Raw genomic sequence first — 24297 nt, forward strand, 5'->3', positions numbered from 1 at the left:
TTTTCTTTGGAAACTCGTATTAAACTTAAGAAAAAGTAAAAAGATAACTTTACCAACACTGCCACTCTCAAATAGAAACTCCGACAAACACTTCTATCATAATGCCTAAGAACTAGAAACACAAACCTATTACTACTTAGGCTATCTTTCTGTCTCTATTAGAGGGGCAGGGGCTATTTTATAGCTTTGTCTAACGATTGGTTTTGGAAGGAGCAAGGTAGTTACCACCTAGATGGATTTTACTCAATTCTTTTAATTTGCCTGAATCTTGAAGTTTTTCTAAAGCACCATTAAAAGATTTTTGTAGGGCATCTTGATCCTCTGCAAACATAATGTAATTATTTGGATTATCGTTACTCTTAATATCAGTAACGTATAAATCCAAACTTTTCTGTTTTATAATGGTTTCAACTGATATTTTATCGAAGATCAAGTAGTCAAATTCACCATTTTCCAAGTCCAGTAACCTTTTGGAGACATCCTCACCAGAATAATCAATTGTTGAAGGATTATCTTTATGCTTCTTATTCCAATCTGACACTAATTTAGCTGTTGATGTCCCTGTATCATCCTGTGTCTTTAATCCACCTATATCATTGAGTTGATTCACTTTAGCATTATTTGGACTCACAAGAACTAGTGGATTGGTTGCAATCGGTTTAGAATAAAGATACTTATCCGCACGTTCTTTGGTATAACTCAAGTTATTGGCTGCGACTTGGTAATGGCCACTGTCTAAACCAACAAAAATACTTTCCCAACTAGTCTTCTTATAAGCAAAACGATAGTCATCCATCAACTTGTCTGCCGCTTTTAAAACCTCAATATCATATCCTGTCAGCTGTCCTTTCTTCTCAAAAGAAAATGGCCGAATATCTCCCGCTGTTGCTACAACTACCTCTTTTTCTTTGGCCTGTGCTAAAGGCGATATGGCTAAACCAGTCACAATCGTTAATCCTAAAAATAGCTTCTTCATAGACAATCTCCATTTCTGTTATTATCATAGGTTTAGTTGATATCATAACAAAGTTCAAAGAAAGTGACTAATGCTTATTTGTTATGATAAGTTATCAAAATGAGTTATAACCAAAAGAGAAATCTGAAACGCTCAGGATACCAATAAAGCTTCTAAACGGGAGAGACATTGAGCATCTATCGTAACCTAAAGCAAGAACGGGACTAGGATCCACAAAAAAAGCATTGCAAATAGGCAATACTTTTCGATGTTGGTTTATGAAAATCTAGTGGATGTGCTCTACTAATAGAATAGCCTAGTTGTACTATTTTGGTTGCACTTGATGATAGAAAAAACAAACTCTTAGAACGGTTGACTTAATCTTTTTCTGAGAATTTTTCCTCTCAAATAAGATAAAAAAGTTGAAGCAGCCTTCCTTTATTAGAAATCTGCTACATTGTGGTAAACTTTTTGAACATCATCGTCATCTTCAAGGGCTTCAACAAGTTTTTCAAAGATTTCTAAGTCTTCACCTTCAAGAACTACCTCAGATTGTGGAATCATTTCAAGCTCTGTTACTTGGAATTCTTCAATACCTGATTGACGAAGAGTTTCAAGTCCTTTGTGAAGGTCAGTTGGTGCTGTGTAAACAGTGATGGTTCCCTCATGTTCTTCCACATCATCCACTTCGACATCAGCTTCCAGTAACTGCTCAAAAATAGCGTCAGCATCATTACCAGCAAAAACAATGACACCTTTTTTATCGAACATATATGATACAGAACCAGCAGCACCCATGTTACCACCATTTTTACCGTATGCTGCACGAACATTAGCTGCCGTGCGGTTAACATTTGAGGTCAAAGTATCAACAATAATCATAGAGCCGTTAGGTCCAAAACCTTCGTAACGACCTTCTACGAACGTTTCATCAGTGTTACCTTTGGCTTTATCAATCGCTTTATCAATAACGTGTTTTGGTACTTGTGCTTGCTTAGCACGGTCGATAACGAACTTCAGTGCTGAGTTAGTCTCAGGATCTGGATCACCTTGCTTAGCAGCTACGTAAATTTCAACACCAAATTTAGCGTAAACCTTAGATGTTGCACCATCTTTAGCTGTTTTCTTTGCAACAATATTTGCCCACTTACGTCCCATGGGATTCACCTCTTATATTTGTTATGATTTTGGCCTCAGTATGAGAACCAATGACTCTACCATTATAGCACTTTGACATGATTTCGTAAAATTCATTCATGATCACTGTTTCGTTTTGACGCCCAAAGGAATTCTCCCAAAATTTTGCTCTTTGAGATCAGGATGACCCAGTTGATAGATGGCATCAGCCCTTTGACTCGTTTCATCCCAAGCTTTAGCACCAATACGACTGACAATATCCACAGACTTTTTCACACTTTTCAAGTGTTCTTGTCCTTTTTGCGAAAATCCTAACAGTCGAACCGTCTCTGGTAACGGTGTTTCCACAGCATTGACTAAAATATAAGTCAACAATCGCCTTACCCTTGCCTTAGTGAAACGTTTGGTGGCTACTTTATCCACAAGGTCCTCCAGAGATACGGCTGATTTTATAGTTGCTTGAATACGGCTAGCTAATTCATCATTGACCTGAAAAATTATCGTTAAATCGGGATGCGTTAGTATTTGATAGGTCAACAATTGAAAATAGTTATCCCATGAAACCTGTGGACAAGCCTGTAACAGGGCCGCGTTAGGCACCGACTTTTCCACAAAAGCTTGATCACTTCTATGTTTACGGATAGCCGTTGCCGAAGCGATAACCGCTTCTTTACTATCCGAATGAAATCCTGCTCCCAAACGTTTAATAGGCTGTAAACTTATCCCTCTGATAGCACAGGCCTTGGTATAAGCCAATCCCAAAATGTGATTTGGCGTATTTCCCGAAAAAGAAATGCCCGTAAACGTCTCCCACATCTGTTGGCTTTTTTGAGGATAAGTCAGAGAATCTGGCAAGGAGGCAAGATAAGCCTGTATGTCCTTTTGACTGGTGACATAAGTTTCAGCCATATGATTGTAGTCAATCAGTTCTTCCGTGCCAAAAGCTAGCTGGTCAATCCCTAGCTGTGATAGAATATTCACTGCTCCTTCCGCAAAATAATCGGCAGATTGGACAGACACTAAAAAGGGTAACTCAACAACAAGATCTGCTCCATTTTCCAAGGCCATCTGGGCTCTGGTCCACTTATCCACAAGAGCGGGTTCGCCACGCTGCATAAAATTTCCAGACATAGCCACTATCTTAAGACCTTTGGCTTGTTGCAGTAAGTATTTGTGCCCATTATGGAAAGGATTAAATTCAGCGATAATACCGGTAACTACCATAATAACCTCATTATTTTTGAGCGACGAAAAACCATCTCTTGCTCGTTTCCGTCGGTTCTTTATCTTCAAAGTCAGCGTAGAGCTTGAAGGATTTAAAACCAGCTTGTTCAAGGAGGATATCGTAAGTCAAAATATCATAAGTGCGTTCTTCGTGGACTTCGTCAAAGCGTGTAAAACGACCATCTTCATCTTGGATAAAGAAGGTCAACTCGTGAACCACCGAATGTGGCGCTTCATCCTCAAAAGAGTCCCAGACCATGGCAAATTCTTCCGCATTTTCATGATAAGAATAACCTGGAAAAACCTCATCTATTTGATAGGTTGAGTGGACATCAAAGATAAAAACACCGTCATCATTCAAGCAATCGTAAACCTGCTTGAAGACATCACCAACATCAACTTCATCCTGCATATAACAGATAGAATCTGAATAGCAAGTGACAAAATCATACTTACCAGCTCTTGATAAGTCCAACATATTACCCTGTTGAAAGGCTATGTTTTGCTTGGCTGACTTGGCACGTTTTTGCGCAATAGCCAGCATTTCCTGACTCAAATCCAGTCCAGTAACATCAAATCCAGCTTGTGAGAAACGAACAGACTGAATGCCAGTTCCACAGGCCAACTCTAGTAATTTCTTTCGATTTTTAGATTTGGGTAAATGACGGAGTGAAAAATCTGTCCACAAATCATACAAAGAATCATCCATGATGGCATCGTAAACCGACGCGAAGGTCTCATAGTTTTTAATCATGTTACAAAGTGCAGCTAGAACAGCCTTTATGCTGTCAAAAGTCTTTAACAAGCCCTCAGATCGACTGAAAAGACAAGCTGCTTTTCCTTTCTATTCTCAAAAACCTTGCTTTTTTAGCAAGGTTTATTTTTTATAGCTTATGCCAGATATTCTGCGACGTCCACTTCTGGCGCTTCATGCCACAGTTTTTCAAGGTTGTAGTGGAAACGTTCATCTTCTGAAAAAATGTGAACCACAACATCGTTAAGGTCTAAGAGAACCCATCCCGTCTTACTATCGCCTTCAATGTGACTAGGGTCTCCACCAGCCTCTTTAACTTTCTCACGGATGTTATCCGCAATAGCCTCAAGTTGGCGGCTGTTAGTTGAGCTCACAATAACGAAATAGTCCGTCACGCTGGTCAATTCAGCTAAGTCAAGGACAAGAATGTCTTCTCCTCGTTTTTCATCAGCTGCTTTCACAACTAATTCAAGTAATTCTGTTTTGTTCATTCTTTATTAAACTTCCTTCATATACTTTACAAAACTGTTGTAAGTTTCGATGGTTTTTGGGTAAATAGGCTGCGCTTTTTGAGCCAGAAAGGCCACGGTATTAACCGTTTCGTATGCCACTGCTTGATTAAGATTTTGCTGCGCGATGTCACGGGCTTTGGCAACCAGAGGAAAATCACGATTGTGTTCAATATAATCAGCTATATAAACAATTTTATCCAAAGTTGTCATCTCTGCGTCGCCAATGGTGTGAATTTCAATGGCTCGCAAAATATCTGGATCCGTTAACCCAAGCTCTTCTTGGATTTTATAGATGCCAACCACACCATGCCAGATATTATTATTCCAGTTTTTTAAATCAGGATCAAGCTGGTATTTATCAATCAAGTCCAAAAATTCTTGATCAGAACTTTCTTTGGCATAATCATGCAGTAGCCCTGCCAGTCCTGCTTTAACCTCATCGTAGCTGTTTAAACGAGCTAACTTGATCGCTGCTTGCTCTACTCCTAAGACGTGCGCAAAGCGTTTTGCACTCATCACTGACTGCAGTTTCTCCAAAAGCTGGTCTCGGCTATAAGCTGTGTAGGATTGGTAACTCATCGGTAAAGTCCTTCTTCTTCAATATAATCCAAGACTGGTTTTGGAAGGAGATAATTAGGCTGACGACCTTTTTTGATATAATCGCGGATCATGCTTGAGGAAATATCCAATAGTGGAACGTCAACCCAAATGACTGGATAGGAGGTTCCTGCCTTGTATTTAGGTCGTTGAACACCCACGAACTGAACCATTTGGACCAGTTCATCAATTTTATGCCATTTTGGCAAATAATCAACCATATCGGCACCAATAATAAAGTAATAATCCACATCAGGATTCTTCTCAATAAGAAGCGCCATCGTTTCATAGGTATATGAAATGCCCTTGCGTTCGAGTTCAATGGTTTCAATAGCTAAACCTTGAACATCTTGAATGGCCAATTCCAACATTTTAAGCCGATGCTTCTCATCAATGGTCTCTTTATGATCCACATGTGGTGGCTCAAACTCAGGCATGAGATAAACTTGATCCAATCCTAATTGCTGGCGAACCTGGTCTGCGACTACTAAGTGAGCATTATGAACAGGGTTAAAATTTCCCCCTAAAATACCGACTTGCTTACGGTCAGTTTCTTTTTTCTCTTCTTCTAGCTCCACTTTGGTAAAGGGAGTTAAGAGCTCAATGGGCATAGCTACTCCTTACACGATACGATTGATTGTTTATGTTGTTTAGTTTGATTTTAAGGCTTTTACTTTTGGTGAAAGTTTGCGATTTTCCTTTTTGGCTGATTCTTTAAAAAGAATTAGGATGCGACCAATTTTTAAAACGGTATCACAACCAATTTCATCCTCTAGTGTTTCAGCGACATCATGAATATCTTCATCAGTATTTTGAAGAAGCGTTACTTTAATCAATTCACGAGCATCTAAAGCCTGACGAACACTAGTTTTAATCTGGTCATTGAGACCGTTTTTTCCAATTTGAATAATGGGTTTTAGGGAATGTGCTTCTGATTTCAAGAAGGCACGCTGTTTACTTGTTAGTGACATAAAATCTTTCTTTTTCTATTATTAAATCAAAGCTTTTCGAACGAGTACCGATACACCTTCTGGTGCCCAAGCGGCAACAACTGTCGGATTTTGTGAACTGGTGTTAACACGAATCCAACCAAGTCCTGAAAAGACAATGTCCATTTTATCTTTAATGGTGAACTCATGACGAACTAATTTAGGAAAATTAGCGTTTTCTTCGTTAGATGGTGGCGTCAAGAGACTTCCTGCGTGCTTTTCATAAAAAGCATCTGCTCCATCTAATTTGGTACGGTGTAGTTCTAAATGATTATCGAAATAAGCAGTGAAACCTTGCTTTTGGCCTGAAACAAAATCAAAACGTCCCAAACCACCTAGGAAGAGGGTTTGTTCTGAATTTAACTGATAGGTTTTAGGTTTGATTTCCTTTTTGGGACTGATATATTTAAGGTTCTTGGCTGTCAGGTAATGCGCCATTTGATGACGATGAATAATTCCTGGTGTATCATAGATGTAGGAACCATCGTCAAGCGGAATTTCAATCTTATCAAGCGTTGTCCCTGGGAAGCGTGAGGTCGTAATCACGTCTTTGTCACCAGTAATTTCTTGAATAATAGCATTGATGAGGGTTGATTTACCAACATTGGTTACTCCAACCACAAAAACATCTCGCCCGCGGCGGTATTTTTCGATGGCATCAATCAACTCGCGAATAGCTGTTTTGTTTTGGGCACTCGTTAAAATAGTATCAACAGGTCTAAAACCTTCTTCATGGGCTCTCTCTGTCAGCCATTGTGTCACCTTAGCATCTTTAACTGACTTAGGTAAAATATCTTTTTTATTCCCAACAAGAAGAACATCATTTCCCGATACAAATCGAGGCAAGCCTGGAATCACAGAACCATTGAAGTCGAAAATATCTATGACATTGACAACCAAGGCATCGCTATCACCGACATCATGTAAGAGTTTTAAAAACTCGTCATCTGAAATATTGACATCAACTATTTCATTATAATGACGCAATCTGAAGCAACGTTGACAATAAAGGTCCCCTGTTTCAAGTCCTTTTTCTAGGGCGCTTTTAGGAGTAAATCCTGCTTTTTCTTTGTTTTGCGTTTGGATAATGGCCCCACAGCCAATACATATTAATTCTTCCATTAAATTCCTTTTTGATAGATCATTTTACCGTATTTTTCTTCCAATCTTGCCCAGACACGGCGTTCTCTCGCACGATTGATTTTTGTATTCCAAGCATCAGATGATACGATTGGTTTCACCAAAATAGAACGGATACCTGCGCGATGCGCTGCTCTAATATCTGTCATCAATTGATCACCAACCATAACAACTTCTGATTTATCAAAGCCATAGCGACCGATAGCAATGTCAATTCCACGTGTGAATGGCTTCAAGGCCCGACTAACAAAGTCAACACCAAACCGTTCCACTGCTTGCTTAACACGCGCATGATTGTTATTTGACACTACCACCACTGGAATATCTGCCTGAGTCATTTCATCCAACCAAGCTCGCAGCTCATCGGTACCATCAGGATTATTCCAAGCAATCAAAGTATTGTCCAAATCTACCAAGACCGCACGAATACCTTGGCGAAGCAAATCGTCCGCCCGCAAATCATAAACAGCCTCAACCACATGGTCCGGCCTATAATCTTCAATAGCCAATATATTCTCCAAAAAATATAATATTACTCCTTATTATAGCATGCAACCTGAATATAGTAAAACAAACACCGCTAAAGCTGATTAAACCAACGTTTTTTATTGTTTAAATAACCATATCCCCTGTTCAAGGACTTTTCAGAGGTAACTAGAAGGATAACTCATTTTGAGACGAGTCCAGTAAGCAGGAAGTGCCTTGCCGGCAGATACATGTTTTGATTGTACAAGAATAAGCTGATGGTCCTGTTCTAAAACAAAATTCAGCATAAATACCCATTGATAAGACATACAGATTTAAACAACAGTCGGTTTGAACTATTTTTTCTACTTTTTTCATTTATTTTCGGAAAAGAAAACCCTCAGAGAGGTTACAACACCAACCTTTCTAAGAGTTTATCTTTTATCATCAAGTTTTACCTTTACACTTTGTCTATCATTGACAAGGTTTATCTCTCTTCTGATCCGCTATTCTTTAAATAAAGCTAGCGATTGTTAGGAATACTTATAGGGTAGACCCCTTCCATTCAATACTACAATCAAAGATTTTTTGTTTTTCTTCCGAAGTTGTCTCTTCTATCTCACCAATCAATATTTCAGCCGCTTCACGACCTTCAGCATAGGCAGGTTGAACGATTGTCGTTACTGTTGGAGATGAAAAATTTGTCCATTCCAAATTATCGAAACCAACCAAACCAATCTTTGGCATCTCGAAGTCCAACTTTTTCATGACACTAAATACCATATGTAGTGCCCAGCAATTAGGGACAAAAACCAAAGTGTTATTGGCTCTATTGATATGTTTGTCCAAGAAGTCCTCGAGCAAAGCTTCATCAGCATCGTCTTGATTGATAACTAATTTTTGATAATCATAATTCTTCTCAGATAGAGCATCTATAAAACCTGAAGCACGCTCGATTCGTGTACTTAATAAACTAGTATCTGCTGTAACCATCACAAAATCAGTATACCCTTTTTCGATACTGACTTGCACCATATCATAAACAGCATCATAGTTATTCGTTTTCACCCAATTTGTCCGATGTTCATATAATTGACTATCAAAAAACACCATCGCTTTTTCTTTTTCTCTAATAATTCTGGAGTATTTCCTAAAATTCGATGTTGGTTGGATGATAAAGCCATCAACACCTAAATTGAGCATATTTTCAATGTAATGATCTTCATTTTTAGAGTCGTAATTACTATTACCGATGATAACTTGATAGCCTTTTTCTTTGGTAACTGCTTCAATTCCTTTTACAATTTGATTAGAAAAGGTATTCGTTATATCTCCAATGAGGACACCAATTAGGTGGGTTCGCTTAGAGTTCATGCTCCTTGCAATAACACTAGGTCTATAACCAGTTTTTTGGATAGCTTTTTCAATACGCTGACGCGTTTCTTCTGACATCTTTTCAAATTTGTGATTTAAATAAAAGGATACGGTGGTCTTAGACGTCTCTGATAATTGTGCGATGTCAGTTATAGTAACTTTTTTGGGCAAACTTATTCTCCCTCCTCACTTTATTAATACTGTTTTGTCCCATTTAGTATACCACATTTCCACAAGACAAAAGCTTGATAAAGCTTGTAACAACTAACTTTTTAAACGATAATAGCGAGATTTCTTAATATCAAATACAACTACTTTCCCCCGACATTTACGTCCTTTTATTTTATAGAGTTTATCCCCTGTAAGAATATCACTTATCATTATGCCAACAAGGTAATGGTGATCACTATCGACAATTTCCCAAGCTAAGCCATTCTTCAATGGCTTTTTAGAACCTGTTTGAATCAACGGCAACTCTGTCACTTGACAATTTTGATCGGCTATCAAAGTGTAGTCTTGAATATTATCTTTAAATGGTATGGTTTTATAGAGTCTCTTACTGTCTGCTAACTGATTATAGTGTTTAGAAACCAAGCAAGTATCTTCATTAAACGGAACAGTGCTATGAAAATACAGCTGGTTAACACTATGATGATTGATTGTAACATCCTTATCCAAGATAAATTGACTTTCCAAATCATGCTTTCCTGGATGATTAACTTCATCCACAATAAGAGTGACACGGTTTGGTAATCCTAAAATAAGTCGGTTATGCATGAACGGTTTTCCGCAAATATCAGCTGAGTAACGTCCTTCTATTAAAAACACATCATCGCGCTGGGTCAGGGATACATTGTTTGTTGTCGGATATTTGGCATAGCTCCAGGAATCTGTTATCTCTTCTAAGTTTTTGTCTTTAATAAAGCAAGTTGAATGGCTCTTTGAACTTTTTAACCAATAACGTATAGGGTCTTCTCGATAGGTATAGCGTCCTGGATCAATAATAATCGGCGTCCCTCTATCATAGAGGCATAGGCTATTTTGATCGCTGTGACTATGGGCACTACCTAATGGACCACACTTAAAAAACAAATACCTCTGCGACTCTTTACAGCAAACATGTCCGCTACAATCGAACAGACTTATTTGCGTTTGCTCAGGTTCAGCCTCAATCTGTTGATAGTGTTGGACAGCTGATTTTCCAAAGTACATTAAGCTTTCAATAGTAACCTTGTAATAACCATAAGTTTTTAATCGCCCAGACTTCAGAACCAAAGCTGATAATGTCAAGATATCACGTGTATCTGTAACATCACTATCTCCAAATGCTATCTGATGATGATCTGGACCAGTCATCATCACTATATAATGGGCCATTTGTTCAAGCACAGCTCTTAAGCGATTTTTATATTCTGGTACAAAGATTGCAAGATCAAGCAATGCTTTGTAAACTTCGACATGATACATGATTGATTGTTCATATTGAGTACCGTCTTCTAAAATCTGCAATCTTAGTTGTTCTTCTAACTCATCTTCTGCAAAAGCCCTTAGTTCTGGCATATCAAACTCATCTTCAAAATAATACAGCCAAGTTAATATTGCCGTAGTCTGAAATACTCCCCAGTTGCTCAAACTGTACTTTTCAATATAATTATCCTGCAAAAATTGAAGTTGTTTTTTAACAGAAGCTAAAACTTTGACTAATTCGTCTGGCTTTATTAGTCGATCACGCTGTAAGTACAAAACAACTTTTAACCAAACCAAACACCTGATAGCTGTGTCCAATGTACGACTGGTTAATGACTCTGGTTTCAATTCAAAATCACAATCAATCCAATAAAACATCATCTCTTTTAACTTACCAATATAGCGGTAATCATCTTCAACTAAGTGTACAATAAGAAAGTTTAACAAATAACTTTGCCTATTTAACATATAATTCCATTCATTATCATCAGTCACAGCTTGATCCCAGCGCAACTCTCTCAATCGATAAGGGATATGACAGGGCTCCATATCCCAGTTACCTTTGAATACAAATGTATTATCCAACAATAAATCGACAGATTCTCTAATAGACTCATAAGATTCCGTGTGATGTTTCAAAATGTACTGTCTAATAAAAGAACTGTCATCACTACTAAAAAACCATTTTACACGTTCATTATTCATAACCTATCATCCCCCAACTACTCTCAATAAAAAAAGGACCAGTCAAAAGTCCAATCCTTTTTCTATCTTATTACGCAAGCACGCCTAACCAGCTACCAATAATTCCGATAACAACCGTTAAGATAACCAATTTATAGGTTGACCATTTTTTAGTTTTGATAAGATAAAACATTAGTAAGGTATAGAGAACTGGTAGCATCGCTGGAGCGATTTTATCAAGCATACCTTGAACTGTAACAATTTTTTGTGAGGCATTTGTGACTTTATCGGGTGCAAATGTGTATGGAATGGTTAATTTCACTTGTGTTGCTGCCAAACTTGAAATAACAGTAACCCCAACAATGTTAGCGGCCCGAGAAATAACTGACATTTGTTCACTTAGTTTGTCAATAAATTTTGTTCCCAACTTATAACCATATAAACCAGTCACAAGTTTAATGGTAGTTAGGATAAGGTTCATTGAAACAAAGAAGAGAATCGGTCCTATCACCAGTCCATCAGAAGCTAGTGAGGCTGCAATGGTTGAAAAAAGCGGCGCCAAACAAAACTGTGATAAGGAATCGCCTATCCCTGCTAATGGCCCCATAAGGGCCATCTTAATACCTCGAATCTCATCTTGTGGGCGGTCATTTTCTAGCATTGCCAAATGCAAACTCGTTACAAATGGTAGAAAGTGAGGGTTTGTATTATAAAATTCCACGTTTTCTTCTAAAGCTGATGCCAATCCCGCCTTATCATTGCCATAGTATTTTTTTAGCGCTGGGTACATGACATTCGCATAACCCAAACCTTGATAGTTACTATAGTTAAAGCCATTTTGTAAGTAAAATGCACGCAGAGCTGTTTTTGTGTAATCACTTTTTGCTAATTTTTTAGATCCAGTCATCTTGAGCCTCTCCTTCAGGTTTTGATTCTACCATTGTATTAGTAGGTTTTCTAAAGACATCAATTAAAGCAAATATCGTTGCTATCAAAGCTACACCGATTGTAGGTACACCTAAAACCGACGACGTCGTGACTGCAGTTAACAATCCATCTTCATTAGCTGTTGGAGTAAGGGCTGGCAAGCCAAAGTAAACTGCCAGAACATAACCTAAAATGATATAAGGAATAAGCTCTTTTTTAGCCATGACAGAGAGAATCATTGCAAATCCAATGGCAGGCAACATTCTACCTGCAAGAGTTAAACCATTAAGAAGTACTGGTGGAATCAATGCGAACATCTTCGTAAGCGTGTCCATAGATAGGGCACCTGTAATTCCAAGTAAGAACCCTACAGCTGCAAAAGCCCAGATAGTACCATTAGCTGCTCGTTTAAAGCCGTTTAAATTACCTTGTTGAAGAGCCTTTTTAGCGGCTTCAGGACTACCAGCAAAAGCAGTATACGTTGCCGTTTGTAAGAATTGAATACCAACAGCAATTGGTGTAGATAATGCCAAAGCAGCTTCTGGGGTGATTTTATCTTTACTTGCTGCTGTGGTGATTGCCATCAATGTTCCAAAAATCCCTGGTCCGATAGGATTAGGCGGTACAGTTCCTCCAGCACCAACACCAAATCCCATATAAGCCAATTCAGAAATGGCACCTGCTGCTAAGGCCGTTGGAATGTCTCCTAAGATAACTCCAACCCCTAATGATAGGACAATACAACGATTGGTATACAAACCAAGCAACATCCCACTAAAGCAAAATGCTGTCCACAAACCAATTAAAATAGCTTGTACAATACTAATATCCATTTTGTTCTCCCTTTATATAGATACTTCTAAGTAAGTATCAAATAATGTAGTCTAATAAGTCAACATCAACACCGCCATCGTTTCCTGCAGGTGTCGACTTTGTATCAAATGTCACCTGATAGTCATGATGTAGTTTTCTTAAACAGTCCTTGTCAGCTGAACCTAAGAAAATAGAACGACTAACCTGTTCTTTACCTTCGGCATTATGAATATTACCAACATTAATATGTTTAATAGGAACGCCACCTTCCACTAAACGATGGGCATCTTTTAAATCTTTCACAATGATAAAAATTGTTTGAGCTGGATTTGCTTTGTGAATAACATCAATCACTTTTTGAATGCTAAAAAATCTCAATGCAATGGATTCTGGAACCACTGTTTTCATCAATGTTTGCTGAATACTATCTTGTGAAACGGCATCGTTAGCCACAATAACGGTATTACAGGACAAAAATTTTACCCATAATTGTCCTTGTCCATGGATTAGTCTCTCGTCGACACGAGTCATTACAATATTCGGTGTTGCCATTTATTCTCCTTTTTCATCCCTTTCAGGGACTTCTTCTTTTTGTTTCTAAGTTTGATAATCACACTAAGATAACGTATTTACCAGTAAAGCTCCCAATCTTTATAAAACCGAATAAGCGCTTCTAAATAATAGTAATCTCCCCAGATATTTCCTTCATCAACTCCTTTTCCCGAATGCCAAGAATAGACGCCATGTAATAACAATGGCCTTCCTGGCTCTATGTCGCGATTTGAGTACTGATCAATGAGACTTCTTAACATTGTATGCATAGCATGCTTGTAGACGTCTTTATCTTGGTCTACTTCTGGTAGGTATTTTAACATCTCATGAATTCCACAAACGGCAATAGCGGTTGCTGATGAATCACGTGAATGATCTGAGCCATCACTAAAGATAAGATCCCAATAAGAGACGTTATCTTTTGGTAGACGATTCAAGAAATAGTTGGTCATACCCTTAAATAAAGGAATTTGTTGGACATCTTTCATTTTTCGATAACTCAATGGAATGCCATAAATTCCCCAAGATTGTCCTCGAGCCCAAGATGAGTCGTCACTATAGCCTTGTCGTGTTACGCCTTTGATAGGTTGACCCGTTTGAGGATCAAAATAATACGTATGAAAGGCAGAAGCATCATCTCGAATGACTGTATTAGCAGAACTATAAAAGTGAGTTTCAGCTATTTCCTTGTACCTCATGTCTCCAGTTTGTTCATAAGCGAAGAAAAGAAGTTGAATATTCAAAAGGCAATCTATAATCAAGCGATAATGATCTTTATGACCTAACTCTCCCCAAGCCTGAATAAAACCACCTTTTTCTTGGTATCGCTCGATTAACTTATCTGCAGCTTTGATAGAAGCCTCAAGTGCTGATTCATCTTGATTGATACGATATTCAGCCATACAAGAAGGAGTATAGAGAAAGCCCAAATCATGATGGTCTAATTCAATTTGCTGATTAACACGTTCCAAAAAGGATAAAACATTAGCGTGAGCCAAATCTTTGATTGTATCATCTTGGCTATACTCAAAAGCTAACCATAAACATCCTGTCCAAAATGCATTCGTCCATTCAGTATTGTCCATTACTTGATATTGATTATCAAAAGTGGCCGGCGTTGGATAATGTTCACCAAAATAGTCAATATTACAACGTAATTGCTCTAACGCTTGATCAATCGCTAACTTAACTTCTTCTTTTGTGAGTAATGGATGGGATAGAAACTCCTCCTTATTCTTGATTTCTTCAATCACAACATTTTTTATAGCTGGCATCACCTAAATCCCTCCCTCGAATTCAACTTGTTCTTCATCTTCTGTCAAACACTTCAAAAACTCCGAAACACCTAATTGGGCAGAACTAAGAACTTTTTCCGTCAATGAATCAAGTTCTTGATAGTTATTGCGTGAAAAAGCTGCTTCAATGAGCATCGCTAGATTTAATCCACTTAACACCTTTATCTCCCGATCTTCTTCCGAAATGGATAATGTCGATGCAATGTTAAAAGGAGTTCCTCCTAGCAAATCAGTTAAAATCAAAACATGTTTGGAATCTCCCAAAGCAGTTAATAATTGATTTCGTAAATCATCCGAAGACATTGAGGCTAGAAAGTTTATCCCAATAATGTCTTCTTGCTTTCCTGCAATCAACTCCAAAGAACTTAAGATACCACTGGGAAAGTTCCCGTGAGCTAAAACAATAATTTTTGTCATATTTTCTCCTTTTGAGTTTACCGGTTTACTACGCAAAATAATTATAGCGCTTTCAAAAAAAGCTGTCAATACTTTTTTGATAAAAAGTTCTCAAAGCATTCTTTTTATTCTCATGACTACCCAACAATCATTGTAATCAAATGAGATAGCTGCTAATGATACTAGAATTCAGTATAGGTAGACTTTAATAATCATTCAATATGACATTATTTAATTTAGCAAAAGATGCCCACTACTCCTTACCTCTCATTTATTAACAACGGTAATCTTATGACTACTTTTCCCAGGGCAAAACCCCATTAAAAGTAAACATGAGTGACTTCCAGATTGATGAAAACCCCCGTTTGATATTCTTTTTAAGTTAAGTGTAGCAAGAAAAAACCGTAAATCAGTTACTAGACTAACCTATCTCATGGCTAGTTTTCGTTACCATTAAGCTTAATGGTTCCATTCGCTATTAATTATTTAAAGCATTTATCCACATTCAGATTGAAGAAAAAGTCTATTTTGGACAATTCTTTTCTTGTTTTCTTATATTGTAAAATAAAAAAATTCTTAGAAATACTAATCTATCAATACTTCAAAAATAGTTGTTATTTAATGATGTAAAGGTCAATTTTTCGATATTTTCATGTTTCAAAAGTTCTATCTACGTTCTGCCTATATTTTAATGCTTTTTAGATTTTCTTGAAACCGATAACATTAAATCATTGACAAAACCGGTTTACCATGTTAGTATTTTTGTAAACAGGTTTACTACTTATTTTTTTTGGAGGTATCTATAATGACAAATAACTTTTCAATGGAGCAGTTTTCACTCAATGGTAAAATTGCTCTAGTAACCGGAGCATCTTATGGCATTGGTTTTTCTATCGCAACTGCATTTGCCAAAGCGGGGGCAACCATTGTTTTCAATGACATTAACCAAGACCTAGTAAATAAGGGACTTGCAGCTTATAGTGAACTTGGCATTACAGCCCACGGCTATGTTTGTGACGTTACCGATGAAGATGGTATTCAAAAATTGGTTCACCAAATCAAAGATGAGGTTGGTATTATCGATATCCTGGTCAATAATGCAGGCATCATTAAACGAACACCAATGTTGGAGATGGAACCAGCTGATTTTCGTCAGGTCATTGATATTGATTTGACGGCACCTTTTATCGTATCTAAAGCTGTTATCCCTGGAATGATCGAAAAAGGACACGGTAAAATCATTAACATCTGTTCTATGATGAGTGAGCTAGGACGAGAAACAGTAGCTGCGTATGCGGCCGCTAAAGGTGGTCTAAAAATGCTAACTAAGAACATTGCTTCTGAGTTTGGCGCTGCCAACATCCAATGTAATGGCATTGGTCCAGGCTATATTGCAACTCCTCAAACAGCACCACTACGTGAACTTCAAGAAGATGGTGCTAGACATCCATTTGATCAATTCATTATCTCGAAAACACCGGCATCTCGTTGGGGAACTCCCGATGATTTAAGCGCTCCAGCTGTCTTTTTAGCAAGTGATGCTTCAAATTTTGTTAACGGACATATTCTCTATGTCGACGGTGGTATCTTAGCATATATTGGTAAACAGCCTGAATAGAAAGGAATACAATCATGAAAATAGCTTTAATTAACGAAAATAGTCAAGCCTCAAAAAATAGTATTATCTTTAATGAATTAAAAAAAGTCGCTGACCAAAAGGGTTACGAAGTCTTTAACTATGGCATGTATGGTGAAGAAGGCGAAAGCCAATTAACCTATGTTCAAAACGGCCTTTTGGCATCTATCTTACTTAATAGTGGTGCTGCAGACTTTGTTATCACAGGCTGCGGAACAGGGGTCGGTGCAATGTTAGCTTGTAACAGTTTTCCTGGAGTAGTCTGTGGTCTAGCTGTAGATCCAGTTGACGCTTACCTTTTTTCTCAAGTAAACGGCGGCAATGCCCTTTCATTACCTTTTGCCAAAGGCTTCGGTTGGGGAGGAGAACTCAATCTCCGCTATATGTTCGAGCGTCTTTTTGAAGAGGAAAAAGGGGGCGGTTATCCAAAAGAGCGTGCTGTCCCAGAACAACGAAACGCCCGTATTTTAAATGAAGTCAAAGCGTTGACATATAAAGATCTGATGACTGTACTAACTGACATTGATCAAGAATTCTTAAAAGAAACCATTTCAGGAAACCACTTTAACGACTATTTCTTTGCTAACTGTCAAAATGACGAGATTGCTGACTACTTAAAAACACTATTAGCCTAAACAGAATGAAAGGAGGCTTTTCCTCTTATGTCTAAAGTACTTCTATTTGGCGAAGCACTCATTCGTATTAGCCCATCAGCATCTCAAGCATTTACAAATCAAGTGCAAACTAATCTGTACTATGGGGGCTCAGAAGTCAACATTGCAAGAGCTCTCCAAGGGTTTAAGCAAGATACTCGGCTATTAACAGCGCTACCTAATAATCAGATTGGTAATACTTTTATGACTTTTTTAAGTTCCAATCATATTGATGTTTCAGCGATTCAACAACTTGATCACCGATTGGGTATCTATTTTGCTCAACCGCCTTATGGTTGCCGACAAGGTGACATTACTTATGATAGAGACTTAAGCTGTCTCCATTATTTAAAGACTAATAACATTGATTTTGACGCACTTTTTGATAACGTTAGTATTTTTCACTTTAGCGGTATCACATTAGCATTAAGCAAAGAGTTAAGAAATATTACTAAATTACTAATCAAAGAAGCTAAAAAAAGAGAGGTACTGCTCTCCTTAGACCTCAATTTTAGAAGCCATCTTATTGACCCCCTCGAAGCAAAGCACGTCTTTTCAGAATTTGCCAAAGACATTGATATTTGCTTTGGCATAGAACCACTGATGCTTTCAGCAAGTGACACAAGCTTTTTCGATCGCTCCATGGCCAGTCTAGATGATATTAAAATGCGAATGGTTGATTTAACAAAGGCATTCGACTTACAAACAATCTTCCACACTAGCCGTCTACAAGACGAATGGGGACGTAACAGTTATCAGGCTTATCTCTACAACAAGTCTACCGAATTTGTCGTATCAAAAAAAATAACAACGCCAATTTTGGAACGTATTGGTAGTGGTGATGCTTTCGTTGCTGGCGCACTTTATCAGCTATTACAAAACAGTCATTCTCAGGATATTGTTGATTTTGCTGTTGCTGCGGCCAGTCTCAAATGTACCATTTCTGGTGATAATATGTTTGAATCCCCAGAAAATGTCAAAAAAGTACTTAATCAAACTAATGATATTGTCCGTTAAGGAAGAATTTTATGATAAAATCTGAAATACTATTAAAACTTGAGCAACAAAAAGTTGTTGTCGTTATAAGAGGAAACACCAAAGAGCAAGCTATCCAAGCTGCTAAAGCGTGCATAGAAGGTGGCATTACTGCTATTGAGGTGGCTTATACTAACTCTGAAGCTAGCCAAGTCATAAAAGCATTGAATGACCTATACCAAACAGAGCAACAGATTATCATCGGAGCTGGAACCGTCCTAGATGCAGAAACTGCCCGATTAGCTATTTTAGCTGGAGCTAAATTTGTTGTATCCCCCTCTTTCAATGCAGATACAGCCAATCTTTGTAATCGCTACACCGTTCCTTATCTCCCTGGTTGTATGACTTTAACTGAAATTACGACCGCCCTTGAAGCTGGGTGTGAAATTGTCAAAATTTTTCCAGGCGGTAGTTTAGGAACAAGTTTTCTTAAATCAATCAAAGGCCCTTTGCCACAGGTTCGCCTTATGGTGACAGGAGGAGTCAGTTTGACCAATGCCCAAGATTGGTTTAATAGCGGAGCTTCTATTATTGGTATCGGAGGCGAATTTAATCAACTAGCAGAAAAACAACAGTTTAGTGACATTACAAAAATAGCTACAGAATTTATACAACTAGCTAAGACTTAGAATAAGTCAGCTTGACGGCCACATACAACTGTATGCATTAATTTATAACAGAAGAAAGAACCGGATCACGACACTTCCTTATAGTAAACAGTAACAAACGAACATTCACTAGAAACTATAAGTAGAGTATAGTAATCCGTACGCACCCCATAAAAGAGTATATTAAGCTAAAAAAGAGACTCACCCAAAACGTGAATCTCTTTTTTTATTATCTGAGAAATGGTTTTGTCTCAGGCTCATTTTCATTTTTTAGTTGAGAAAGAGTGGTATTGAACTCAGTAAACACTAAAAATTTCTGCTGTTCCTTAGCCAAATCTCTTTCATAGTTAGCTAAAACGCCTATGGGCTAAGGACAAAGACTAGATCTTCAGATCACCTAGTCCATTGCTATAAAACTGTTTAGCAATACTAATCCAATAATTTCTGCAATTCTTGTGCTAACAGTTTAAGTGCTACTTGTGGGTTAGCTTGTCCTTTCGTTGCTTTCATAAGGAAGCCTGTGAAAGCCTTGTCAGCATTACGTTTCCCTGATTTGAAATCGGCAACGGCCGCTTCATTATCAGCAAAAACTTGGTGAATAATTGGAATCAATACTTCTGGATCGGAAATCTGAACCAGTCCTGCTTTTTCAACGTATTCGCGTGCTGAACCACCATTTTTAGCCAAGTGAACAAATACTTTCTTAGCTATTTTAGATGAAATCGTACCATCTTCAATCAAGCCTAACATTTCAAGAAGATTTTCAGGTGTCAAACCAATTTCTGGTAATGTTTTGTTCTCAGCATTGAGGAATTGCGCCACCTCACCTTGAAGCCAGTTAGAAATTTGTTTAGCATCGCCGCCCTGAGCTACCGCTGATTCAAAGAAATCTGACGTTGCTTTAGTCGCTGTCAACTGACTAGCATCATAGGCTGTAAGACCATATTCTGATGTGTATTTAGCACGACGTTCTTTTGGAAATTCTGGCAACTCTGTGCGAATCTCTTCAATCCAAGCATCATCAATTTCGTAAAGTGGTAGGTCAGGTTCTGGAAAGTAACGATAGTCCGCAGCTCCTTCTTTAACACGCATAAGAATCGTTTCACCAGTCGATTCATCATAACGACGGGTTTCTTGTTGAATTTGCCCACCAGAGCGCAATAGTTTAGTTTGACGTTCAATCTCATGTTGTAAACCTTTACGAACATAGTTGAATGAGTTAAGATTTTTCAACTCTGTCTTGGTACCAAAAGCTTCTTGACCGTAAGGACGAAGAGAGATATTGGCATCAACACGCATTGACCCCTCTTCCATCTTGACATCTGAAATACCAGTATACTGAATAACTTCTTTCAAGGCCGTCAAATAAGCATAAGCCTCTTCAGGGGAACGCATATCCGCTTCTGAAACAATCTCAATCAAAGGGACACCCTGACGGTTTAGGTCAACATAAGAGTAACCATCTGTTCCATGAGTGTTTTTACCGGCATCTTCTTCAAGGTGAGCCCGCTCAATACGGATTTTCTTGGTTGAGCCATCTTCTAACTCAACATCAATCCAACCATTGTAACCAATCGGCTCATCAAATTGGGAAATTTGATAAGCTTTTGGATTATCAGGATAGAAATAATTTTTACGGTCAAAATGCATTTCTTGATGAATAGCCATGTTTAAAGCTAAGGAAGCTTTAATCCCCGCATCAATAACCCCTTTATTGATAACAGGCAGAACACCTGGGAAAGACCAATCAATGATATTGGTGTTGCTATTGGCTTCTTGTCCAAAATGCGCTGATGATGGTGAAAAGATTTTAGAATTCGTGTTTAATTCAACGTGGACTTCAAGTCCAATGATTGTTTCAAAATTCATTAATTTTCACCTCCAAAAATCTTAGGTTGCTGTTTGTGATAATCCGTTGTTGCTTCAAAAGCTGCAGCTGCTTGATAAATCGTTTCTTCACTGTATTTAGGGCCAATCAACTGCAAGCCAACTGGCAAGCCATCCACAAATCCTGATGGAATTGAAATCCCTGGAAGACCGGCTAAGTTAACTGGAATAGTCAAGAGGTCAGCCAAATACATGGAAACCGGATCTTTGGATTTATCACCAAAACCAAAAGCTACACTAGGTGTCGTTGGGCCTAAAATTAAGTCGTAATTTGCAAAGACATTTTCAAAATCGCGAATAATTAAGGTACGAACTTGACCAGCTTTTTTGTAGTAAGCGTCGTAATAACCCGATGATAAGCTGAAAGTACCAAGCATGATTCGACGTTTTACTTCATCGCCAAACCCTTGACTACGTGTGTTGACATAAATGTCATCAAGATTTTTGGCATCTTCAGCACGGAAGCCATAACGAATGCCATCAAAACGTTGCAAGTTTGACGATGCTTCTGAAGACGCGATAATGTAATAAACAGCCACACCATATTTACTATGGGGAAGACTGACTTCTTCTACGATAGCACCAAGTTTTTCAAACTGCTTAGCTGCTGCTAGGACATTGTCCTTAATTTCAGGATCAATCCCTTCGCCAAGGTATTCCTTCGGAAGTGCGATTTTCATGCCTTTAATCTCTTGACCAATCTTGCTGGTAAAATCAGCTACTTGTTTTTTAGTTGATGTCGCATCCTTAGGATCATAGCTTGAAATGACATTCAACAATTGAGCATTCTCTTTAACTGTCGGTGCAAATGGACCAATTTGGTCAAGCGAGCTACCAAAAGCAATCAATCCAAAACGCGATACCATACCATAAGTCGGTTTCATTCCAACCACACCATTGAAAGCAGCTGGCTGGCGAATGGAACCTCCGGTATCAGAACCAAGTGACAAACGTACCTGCCCAGATGCAACAGCTGCAGCTGAGCCACCAGATGACCCTCCAGGAACTTTTGTATGGTCCCAAGCATTCTTAGTTTGCTTGAAGTAAGATGTTTCAGTTGAGCCACCCATGGCAAATTCATCCATATTTGCTTTACCAATGACAATCATATCTTTGTCATAAGCATTAGCAACGGCTGTTGCATCAAAGATGGGTTCGTAGTTATATAGCATCCTTGATGAAGCTGTTGTCAAAATCCCTTTAGTAGAGATATTGTCTTTAACCGCGAGCGGGATACCACTCATGATATTTTCAGCATCAATCCCTTTAGCATCAATAGCTTGAGCCTGTTTCAAAGCCTCTTCTTCTGCGATAGTTACAAATGATCCCATAAGCTCTTCGCGAGATTTGATGTCTTCTAAAGTCGCCTTAGTTAATTCTGTCGCTGAAATTTCCTTTTTAACAAGGAGGTTGTGCAACTCTTCAATGGTCTTATGAGTAAAAGTCATTAAGCATCTCCTCCTTCTTCAAAGATGGCCGGTACTTTGATAAAATAGTCTTTTTCTTCAGGAACATTTTTAAAAAGCTCTTCTCTTGGCTGACCAGCTTTTGCGATATCTTCACGCATAACATTTTTACGATCTGCCATTGTAGTTGTCACTGGCACACCTTCTGTATCAACTTCATTTAACAATTCAACCATATCAACAATTTTTGTCAAACTTTGAGCAAATTCCCTGGTTTCTTGCTCTGTAAAACTCAGTTTAGACAATTTGGCAACATGACGTACTTCTTCTTCAGAAATTTTCATTGCTTTCTCCTCTATCGTTTTGTAGATTATTTTTAATCAAAAATAAGAGCCACATCCAGTCTATCCGTTAAATTATACCACAAAAATGAAGATAGTCCTATCTCCTAAAAACAAGAAAACACCCCATCCACAATAGACAGGGTGATTAGTTTAATCCGTTATTCTAGCTCTTATGCTACAAGGTCCATTGGTTTCGCTATGACGACAAACGCGCAGCTGATGACTTTAGATATTTCAATTTGAAAAGCAGGCTTATAAGCAGCAACAAATTCTCTAAGAAAGACACAAATAGCTAGCAAAACAGCACCAATACTACAATATGAACACGATAGTCACAACACAACTGTCAAAATCCCTTCCAGCAACAGCTGGATGTTAGCAGTATCCGTGCAAAAAACACTAACCTCTTCTTTTATTGATTTCTAGAAGTAAGCGAGCGCTCCATTAGGTTTCGACCGGGAGCTCCTACAAGTTTAGAAGGTGGAAAAAGCCAGATGTCCAGATGAAAAGTGTTCTTTCTTATGACGATCATTAGCAAACAACGACTCACTTTCTTGAGCACATTTCTCTGCTGTTAGTTACAGTATCAGCCGTAAAGTCGCTCGTCTTAACCATTGAAATGAGGGCTTTTAGGGTTAATTGTATTCCTTAATTTTATCGAAGATACCTTCATTGATAACTTTAAGGTAAGTTCCTTTCATACCAAGTGAACGACTTTCAATAATACCAGCACTCTCAAGTTTGCGAAGGGCATTAACAATAACTGAACGCGTGATGCCAATCCGGTCCGCAATCACTGATGCTGTCAAACGCCCTTCTGTACCGTCTAGTTCACCGAGAATAGCTGCTACAGCTTTCATCTCTGAGTAAGACAGAGTATTGATAGCCATAGTAACAGCCGTTTGTTTACGAATAGTTTCTTCGAGATTCTCAGTTTGAAGATTCAACAACTGGATACCCACAACTGTTGAGGCAATTTCTGCAAGAATCAAGTCTTCATCTTTAAAATCCTTGTCATTGCGCCAAATAATCAATGTTCCAAGACGCATGCCACCGCCGTAAATAGGGGCTAAGGTGGTCAAGCCATCTGGAAACTCCTCTTGAAGCTCTACTGGGAAAATACTAAGATCATGAGTTACAGGTAAGTTAGCTTCTGTATCGTAAACACGACTAGCAGCTTTGACGTACTCATCGATTAACTTTTTCTCTTCGAACATGGCCTCAACGCGGTCATTATTAGTTTTGTATTTAAGGGCAAAACCAAGGATAGTGCCCCCTCCGTTGATGATACACACATTACAGTCAATGATGTCTCCAAGTTGAGTCGCCATTAAGTTATAAGGTAGATCTCCGTCGAGGCTGTCAACCGAACGTTGGAGAATAGACGTAATTTTACGCGTTTGTGATAATAAATTAGGCATGATGACCCTTTCTATACTGAAAAATA

Annotated in this window: 25 protein-coding genes; 4 read left to right on the plus strand and 21 right to left on the minus strand. The window is 38.3% G+C overall.

Annotated elements, in window-relative coordinates:
- Positions 1-190: 190 nt before the first annotated feature.
- From A2G56_RS05090 to A2G56_RS05170, 17 genes are all read right to left on the minus strand, one after another.
- Positions 191-976: a transporter substrate-binding domain-containing protein gene (locus tag A2G56_RS05090; protein ID WP_062709934.1), complete on the minus strand. Its 786-nt coding sequence runs from the start codon at positions 974-976 to the stop codon at positions 191-193.
- A 420-nt stretch (positions 977-1396) separates the two neighbouring features.
- The gene (locus tag A2G56_RS05095; protein ID WP_062709937.1) at positions 1397-2113 is read right to left on the minus strand and encodes a YebC/PmpR family DNA-binding transcriptional regulator; all 717 of its coding nucleotides are present in this window, start codon (positions 2111-2113) and stop codon (positions 1397-1399) included.
- 102 nt (positions 2114-2215) lie between these two features.
- Positions 2216-3316: a nucleotidyltransferase gene (locus A2G56_RS05100; protein ID WP_062709941.1), complete on the minus strand. Its 1101-nt coding sequence runs from the start codon at positions 3314-3316 to the stop codon at positions 2216-2218.
- 10 nt (positions 3317-3326) lie between these two features.
- Entirely contained in the window at positions 3327-4070 is a 744-nt protein-coding gene (locus A2G56_RS05105; protein WP_062712461.1) for a class I SAM-dependent DNA methyltransferase, read from the minus strand.
- Positions 4071-4207: 137 nt separating this feature from the next.
- Complete coding sequence (rsfS, locus tag A2G56_RS05110; protein WP_062709944.1) at positions 4208-4561, minus strand: ribosome silencing factor; 354 nt, start codon at positions 4559-4561, stop codon at positions 4208-4210.
- A 6-nt stretch (positions 4562-4567) separates the two neighbouring features.
- Positions 4568-5161, minus strand: coding sequence for a bis(5'-nucleosyl)-tetraphosphatase (symmetrical) YqeK (gene yqeK, locus A2G56_RS05115; RefSeq protein WP_062709948.1), 594 nt, complete (start codon positions 5159-5161; stop codon positions 4568-4570).
- Positions 5158-5790 carry a nicotinate-nucleotide adenylyltransferase gene (locus tag A2G56_RS05120; RefSeq protein ID WP_062709951.1) on the minus strand — a complete coding sequence of 211 codons (633 nt, stop codon included), beginning with the start codon at positions 5788-5790 and terminating at the stop codon, positions 5158-5160. Before A2G56_RS05120 ends, yqeK begins: the two co-directional genes overlap by 4 nt.
- A 39-nt stretch (positions 5791-5829) precedes the next feature.
- Positions 5830-6150, minus strand: coding sequence for a ribosome assembly RNA-binding protein YhbY (yhbY, locus tag A2G56_RS05125; RefSeq protein WP_062709955.1), 321 nt, complete (start codon positions 6148-6150; stop codon positions 5830-5832).
- A gap of 21 nt (positions 6151-6171) precedes the next feature.
- The gene (gene yqeH / locus A2G56_RS05130) at positions 6172-7290 is read right to left on the minus strand and encodes a ribosome biogenesis GTPase YqeH (protein WP_062709958.1); all 1119 of its coding nucleotides are present in this window, start codon (positions 7288-7290) and stop codon (positions 6172-6174) included.
- The gene (locus tag A2G56_RS05135; protein ID WP_335339152.1) at positions 7290-7817 is read right to left on the minus strand and encodes a YqeG family HAD IIIA-type phosphatase; all 528 of its coding nucleotides are present in this window, start codon (positions 7815-7817) and stop codon (positions 7290-7292) included. Before A2G56_RS05135 ends, yqeH begins: the two co-directional genes overlap by 1 nt.
- Before the next feature lie 499 nt (positions 7818-8316).
- Positions 8317-9318, minus strand: a complete 1002-nt coding sequence (locus tag A2G56_RS05140) for a LacI family DNA-binding transcriptional regulator (protein WP_062709963.1) — start codon at positions 9316-9318, stop codon at positions 8317-8319.
- 93 nt (positions 9319-9411) lie between these two features.
- The gene (locus A2G56_RS05145; RefSeq protein WP_062709966.1) at positions 9412-11319 is read right to left on the minus strand and encodes an alginate lyase family protein; all 1908 of its coding nucleotides are present in this window, start codon (positions 11317-11319) and stop codon (positions 9412-9414) included.
- Positions 11320-11389: 70 nt separating this feature from the next.
- Complete coding sequence (locus A2G56_RS05150) at positions 11390-12205, minus strand: PTS system mannose/fructose/sorbose family transporter subunit IID (protein ID WP_062709969.1); 816 nt, start codon at positions 12203-12205, stop codon at positions 11390-11392.
- On the minus strand, positions 12192-13058 hold the full coding sequence (locus A2G56_RS05155; protein WP_062709972.1) for a PTS mannose/fructose/sorbose/N-acetylgalactosamine transporter subunit IIC: 867 nt from the start codon (positions 13056-13058) through the stop codon (positions 12192-12194). Before A2G56_RS05155 ends, A2G56_RS05150 begins: the two co-directional genes overlap by 14 nt.
- A gap of 37 nt (positions 13059-13095) precedes the next feature.
- Complete coding sequence (locus A2G56_RS05160; RefSeq protein ID WP_062709975.1) at positions 13096-13590, minus strand: PTS sugar transporter subunit IIB; 495 nt, start codon at positions 13588-13590, stop codon at positions 13096-13098.
- Positions 13591-13667: 77 nt separating this feature from the next.
- Positions 13668-14864 carry a glycoside hydrolase family 88 protein gene (locus A2G56_RS05165; RefSeq protein ID WP_062712464.1) on the minus strand — a complete coding sequence of 399 codons (1197 nt, stop codon included), beginning with the start codon at positions 14862-14864 and terminating at the stop codon, positions 13668-13670.
- 3 nt (positions 14865-14867) lie between these two features.
- Positions 14868-15302 (minus strand): PTS sugar transporter subunit IIA, encoded by a 435-nt coding sequence (locus A2G56_RS05170; RefSeq protein ID WP_062709978.1) that lies wholly within the window; start codon positions 15300-15302, stop codon positions 14868-14870.
- Between the two features lie 784 nt (positions 15303-16086).
- Between A2G56_RS05170 and A2G56_RS05175 the strand changes: the two genes are divergently transcribed.
- The 4 genes from A2G56_RS05175 to A2G56_RS05190 are packed head-to-tail and all read left to right on the plus strand — an operon-like array spanning position 16087 to position 19234.
- Positions 16087-16899 (plus strand): gluconate 5-dehydrogenase, encoded by an 813-nt coding sequence (locus A2G56_RS05175; protein ID WP_062709981.1) that lies wholly within the window; start codon positions 16087-16089, stop codon positions 16897-16899.
- Between the two features lie 14 nt (positions 16900-16913).
- On the plus strand, positions 16914-17552 hold the full coding sequence (locus tag A2G56_RS05180) for an RpiB/LacA/LacB family sugar-phosphate isomerase (RefSeq protein WP_062709985.1): 639 nt from the start codon (positions 16914-16916) through the stop codon (positions 17550-17552).
- Between the two features lie 27 nt (positions 17553-17579).
- The gene (locus A2G56_RS05185; protein WP_062709987.1) at positions 17580-18587 is read left to right on the plus strand and encodes a sugar kinase; all 1008 of its coding nucleotides are present in this window, start codon (positions 17580-17582) and stop codon (positions 18585-18587) included.
- Between the two features lie 11 nt (positions 18588-18598).
- Positions 18599-19234: a bifunctional 2-keto-4-hydroxyglutarate aldolase/2-keto-3-deoxy-6-phosphogluconate aldolase gene (locus A2G56_RS05190; protein ID WP_062709990.1), complete on the plus strand. Its 636-nt coding sequence runs from the start codon at positions 18599-18601 to the stop codon at positions 19232-19234.
- A gap of 408 nt (positions 19235-19642) precedes the next feature.
- On the opposite strand, the gene gatB is transcribed toward A2G56_RS05190, so the two are convergent.
- From gatB to codY, 4 genes are all read right to left on the minus strand, one after another.
- Complete coding sequence (gatB, locus tag A2G56_RS05195) at positions 19643-21082, minus strand: Asp-tRNA(Asn)/Glu-tRNA(Gln) amidotransferase subunit GatB (RefSeq protein ID WP_062709995.1); 1440 nt, start codon at positions 21080-21082, stop codon at positions 19643-19645.
- A complete protein-coding gene (gene gatA / locus A2G56_RS05200) occupies positions 21082-22548 on the minus strand; it encodes an Asp-tRNA(Asn)/Glu-tRNA(Gln) amidotransferase subunit GatA (RefSeq protein ID WP_062709999.1) in 1467 nt (488 codons plus the stop codon). The genes gatB and gatA overlap by 1 nt, the downstream gene beginning before the upstream one ends.
- On the minus strand, positions 22548-22850 hold the full coding sequence (gene gatC / locus A2G56_RS05205) for an Asp-tRNA(Asn)/Glu-tRNA(Gln) amidotransferase subunit GatC (protein WP_062710002.1): 303 nt from the start codon (positions 22848-22850) through the stop codon (positions 22548-22550). The genes gatA and gatC overlap by 1 nt, the downstream gene beginning before the upstream one ends.
- A gap of 635 nt (positions 22851-23485) precedes the next feature.
- Entirely contained in the window at positions 23486-24271 is a 786-nt protein-coding gene (gene codY / locus A2G56_RS05210; protein WP_062710005.1) for a GTP-sensing pleiotropic transcriptional regulator CodY, read from the minus strand.
- Between the last annotated feature and the right edge of the window lie 26 nt (positions 24272-24297).

The sequence above is a fragment of the Streptococcus halotolerans genome (assembly GCF_001598035.1).
Classification (GTDB): Bacteria; Bacillota; Bacilli; order Lactobacillales; family Streptococcaceae; genus Streptococcus; species Streptococcus halotolerans.

What these genes read in the sequence shown, in the direction of transcription:
- A2G56_RS05180 (WP_062709985.1), top strand. Translation starts at nt 16,914, where the DNA reads ATGAAAATAGCTTTAATTAACGAAAATAGTCAAGCCTCAAAAAATAGT.
- A2G56_RS05145 (WP_062709966.1), bottom strand. Translation starts at nt 11,319, where the DNA reads ATGAATAATGAACGTGTAAAATGGTTTTTTAGTAGTGATGACAGTTCT.
- A2G56_RS05165 (WP_062712464.1), bottom strand. Translation starts at nt 14,864, where the DNA reads ATGCCAGCTATAAAAAATGTTGTGATTGAAGAAATCAAGAATAAGGAG.
- A2G56_RS05095 (WP_062709937.1), bottom strand. Translation starts at nt 2,113, where the DNA reads ATGGGACGTAAGTGGGCAAATATTGTTGCAAAGAAAACAGCTAAAGAT.
- A2G56_RS05190 (WP_062709990.1), top strand. Translation starts at nt 18,599, where the DNA reads ATGATAAAATCTGAAATACTATTAAAACTTGAGCAACAAAAAGTTGTT.
- yhbY (WP_062709955.1), bottom strand. Translation starts at nt 6,150, where the DNA reads ATGTCACTAACAAGTAAACAGCGTGCCTTCTTGAAATCAGAAGCACAT.
- A2G56_RS05150 (WP_062709969.1), bottom strand. Translation starts at nt 12,205, where the DNA reads ATGACTGGATCTAAAAAATTAGCAAAAAGTGATTACACAAAAACAGCT.
- A2G56_RS05090 (WP_062709934.1), bottom strand. Translation starts at nt 976, where the DNA reads ATGAAGAAGCTATTTTTAGGATTAACGATTGTGACTGGTTTAGCCATA.
- A2G56_RS05170 (WP_062709978.1), bottom strand. Translation starts at nt 15,302, where the DNA reads ATGACAAAAATTATTGTTTTAGCTCACGGGAACTTTCCCAGTGGTATC.
- A2G56_RS05185 (WP_062709987.1), top strand. Translation starts at nt 17,580, where the DNA reads ATGTCTAAAGTACTTCTATTTGGCGAAGCACTCATTCGTATTAGCCCA.
- gatB (WP_062709995.1), bottom strand. Translation starts at nt 21,082, where the DNA reads ATGAATTTTGAAACAATCATTGGACTTGAAGTCCACGTTGAATTAAAC.
- gatA (WP_062709999.1), bottom strand. Translation starts at nt 22,548, where the DNA reads ATGACTTTTACTCATAAGACCATTGAAGAGTTGCACAACCTCCTTGTT.
- yqeK (WP_062709948.1), bottom strand. Translation starts at nt 5,161, where the DNA reads ATGAGTTACCAATCCTACACAGCTTATAGCCGAGACCAGCTTTTGGAG.
- A2G56_RS05160 (WP_062709975.1), bottom strand. Translation starts at nt 13,590, where the DNA reads ATGGCAACACCGAATATTGTAATGACTCGTGTCGACGAGAGACTAATC.
- A2G56_RS05105 (WP_062712461.1), bottom strand. Translation starts at nt 4,070, where the DNA reads ATGATTAAAAACTATGAGACCTTCGCGTCGGTTTACGATGCCATCATG.
- A2G56_RS05100 (WP_062709941.1), bottom strand. Translation starts at nt 3,316, where the DNA reads ATGGTAGTTACCGGTATTATCGCTGAATTTAATCCTTTCCATAATGGG.
- codY (WP_062710005.1), bottom strand. Translation starts at nt 24,271, where the DNA reads ATGCCTAATTTATTATCACAAACGCGTAAAATTACGTCTATTCTCCAA.
- yqeH (WP_062709958.1), bottom strand. Translation starts at nt 7,290, where the DNA reads ATGGAAGAATTAATATGTATTGGCTGTGGGGCCATTATCCAAACGCAA.
- A2G56_RS05155 (WP_062709972.1), bottom strand. Translation starts at nt 13,058, where the DNA reads ATGGATATTAGTATTGTACAAGCTATTTTAATTGGTTTGTGGACAGCA.
- rsfS (WP_062709944.1), bottom strand. Translation starts at nt 4,561, where the DNA reads ATGAACAAAACAGAATTACTTGAATTAGTTGTGAAAGCAGCTGATGAA.
- gatC (WP_062710002.1), bottom strand. Translation starts at nt 22,850, where the DNA reads ATGAAAATTTCTGAAGAAGAAGTACGTCATGTTGCCAAATTGTCTAAA.
- A2G56_RS05175 (WP_062709981.1), top strand. Translation starts at nt 16,087, where the DNA reads ATGACAAATAACTTTTCAATGGAGCAGTTTTCACTCAATGGTAAAATT.
- A2G56_RS05120 (WP_062709951.1), bottom strand. Translation starts at nt 5,790, where the DNA reads ATGCCCATTGAGCTCTTAACTCCCTTTACCAAAGTGGAGCTAGAAGAA.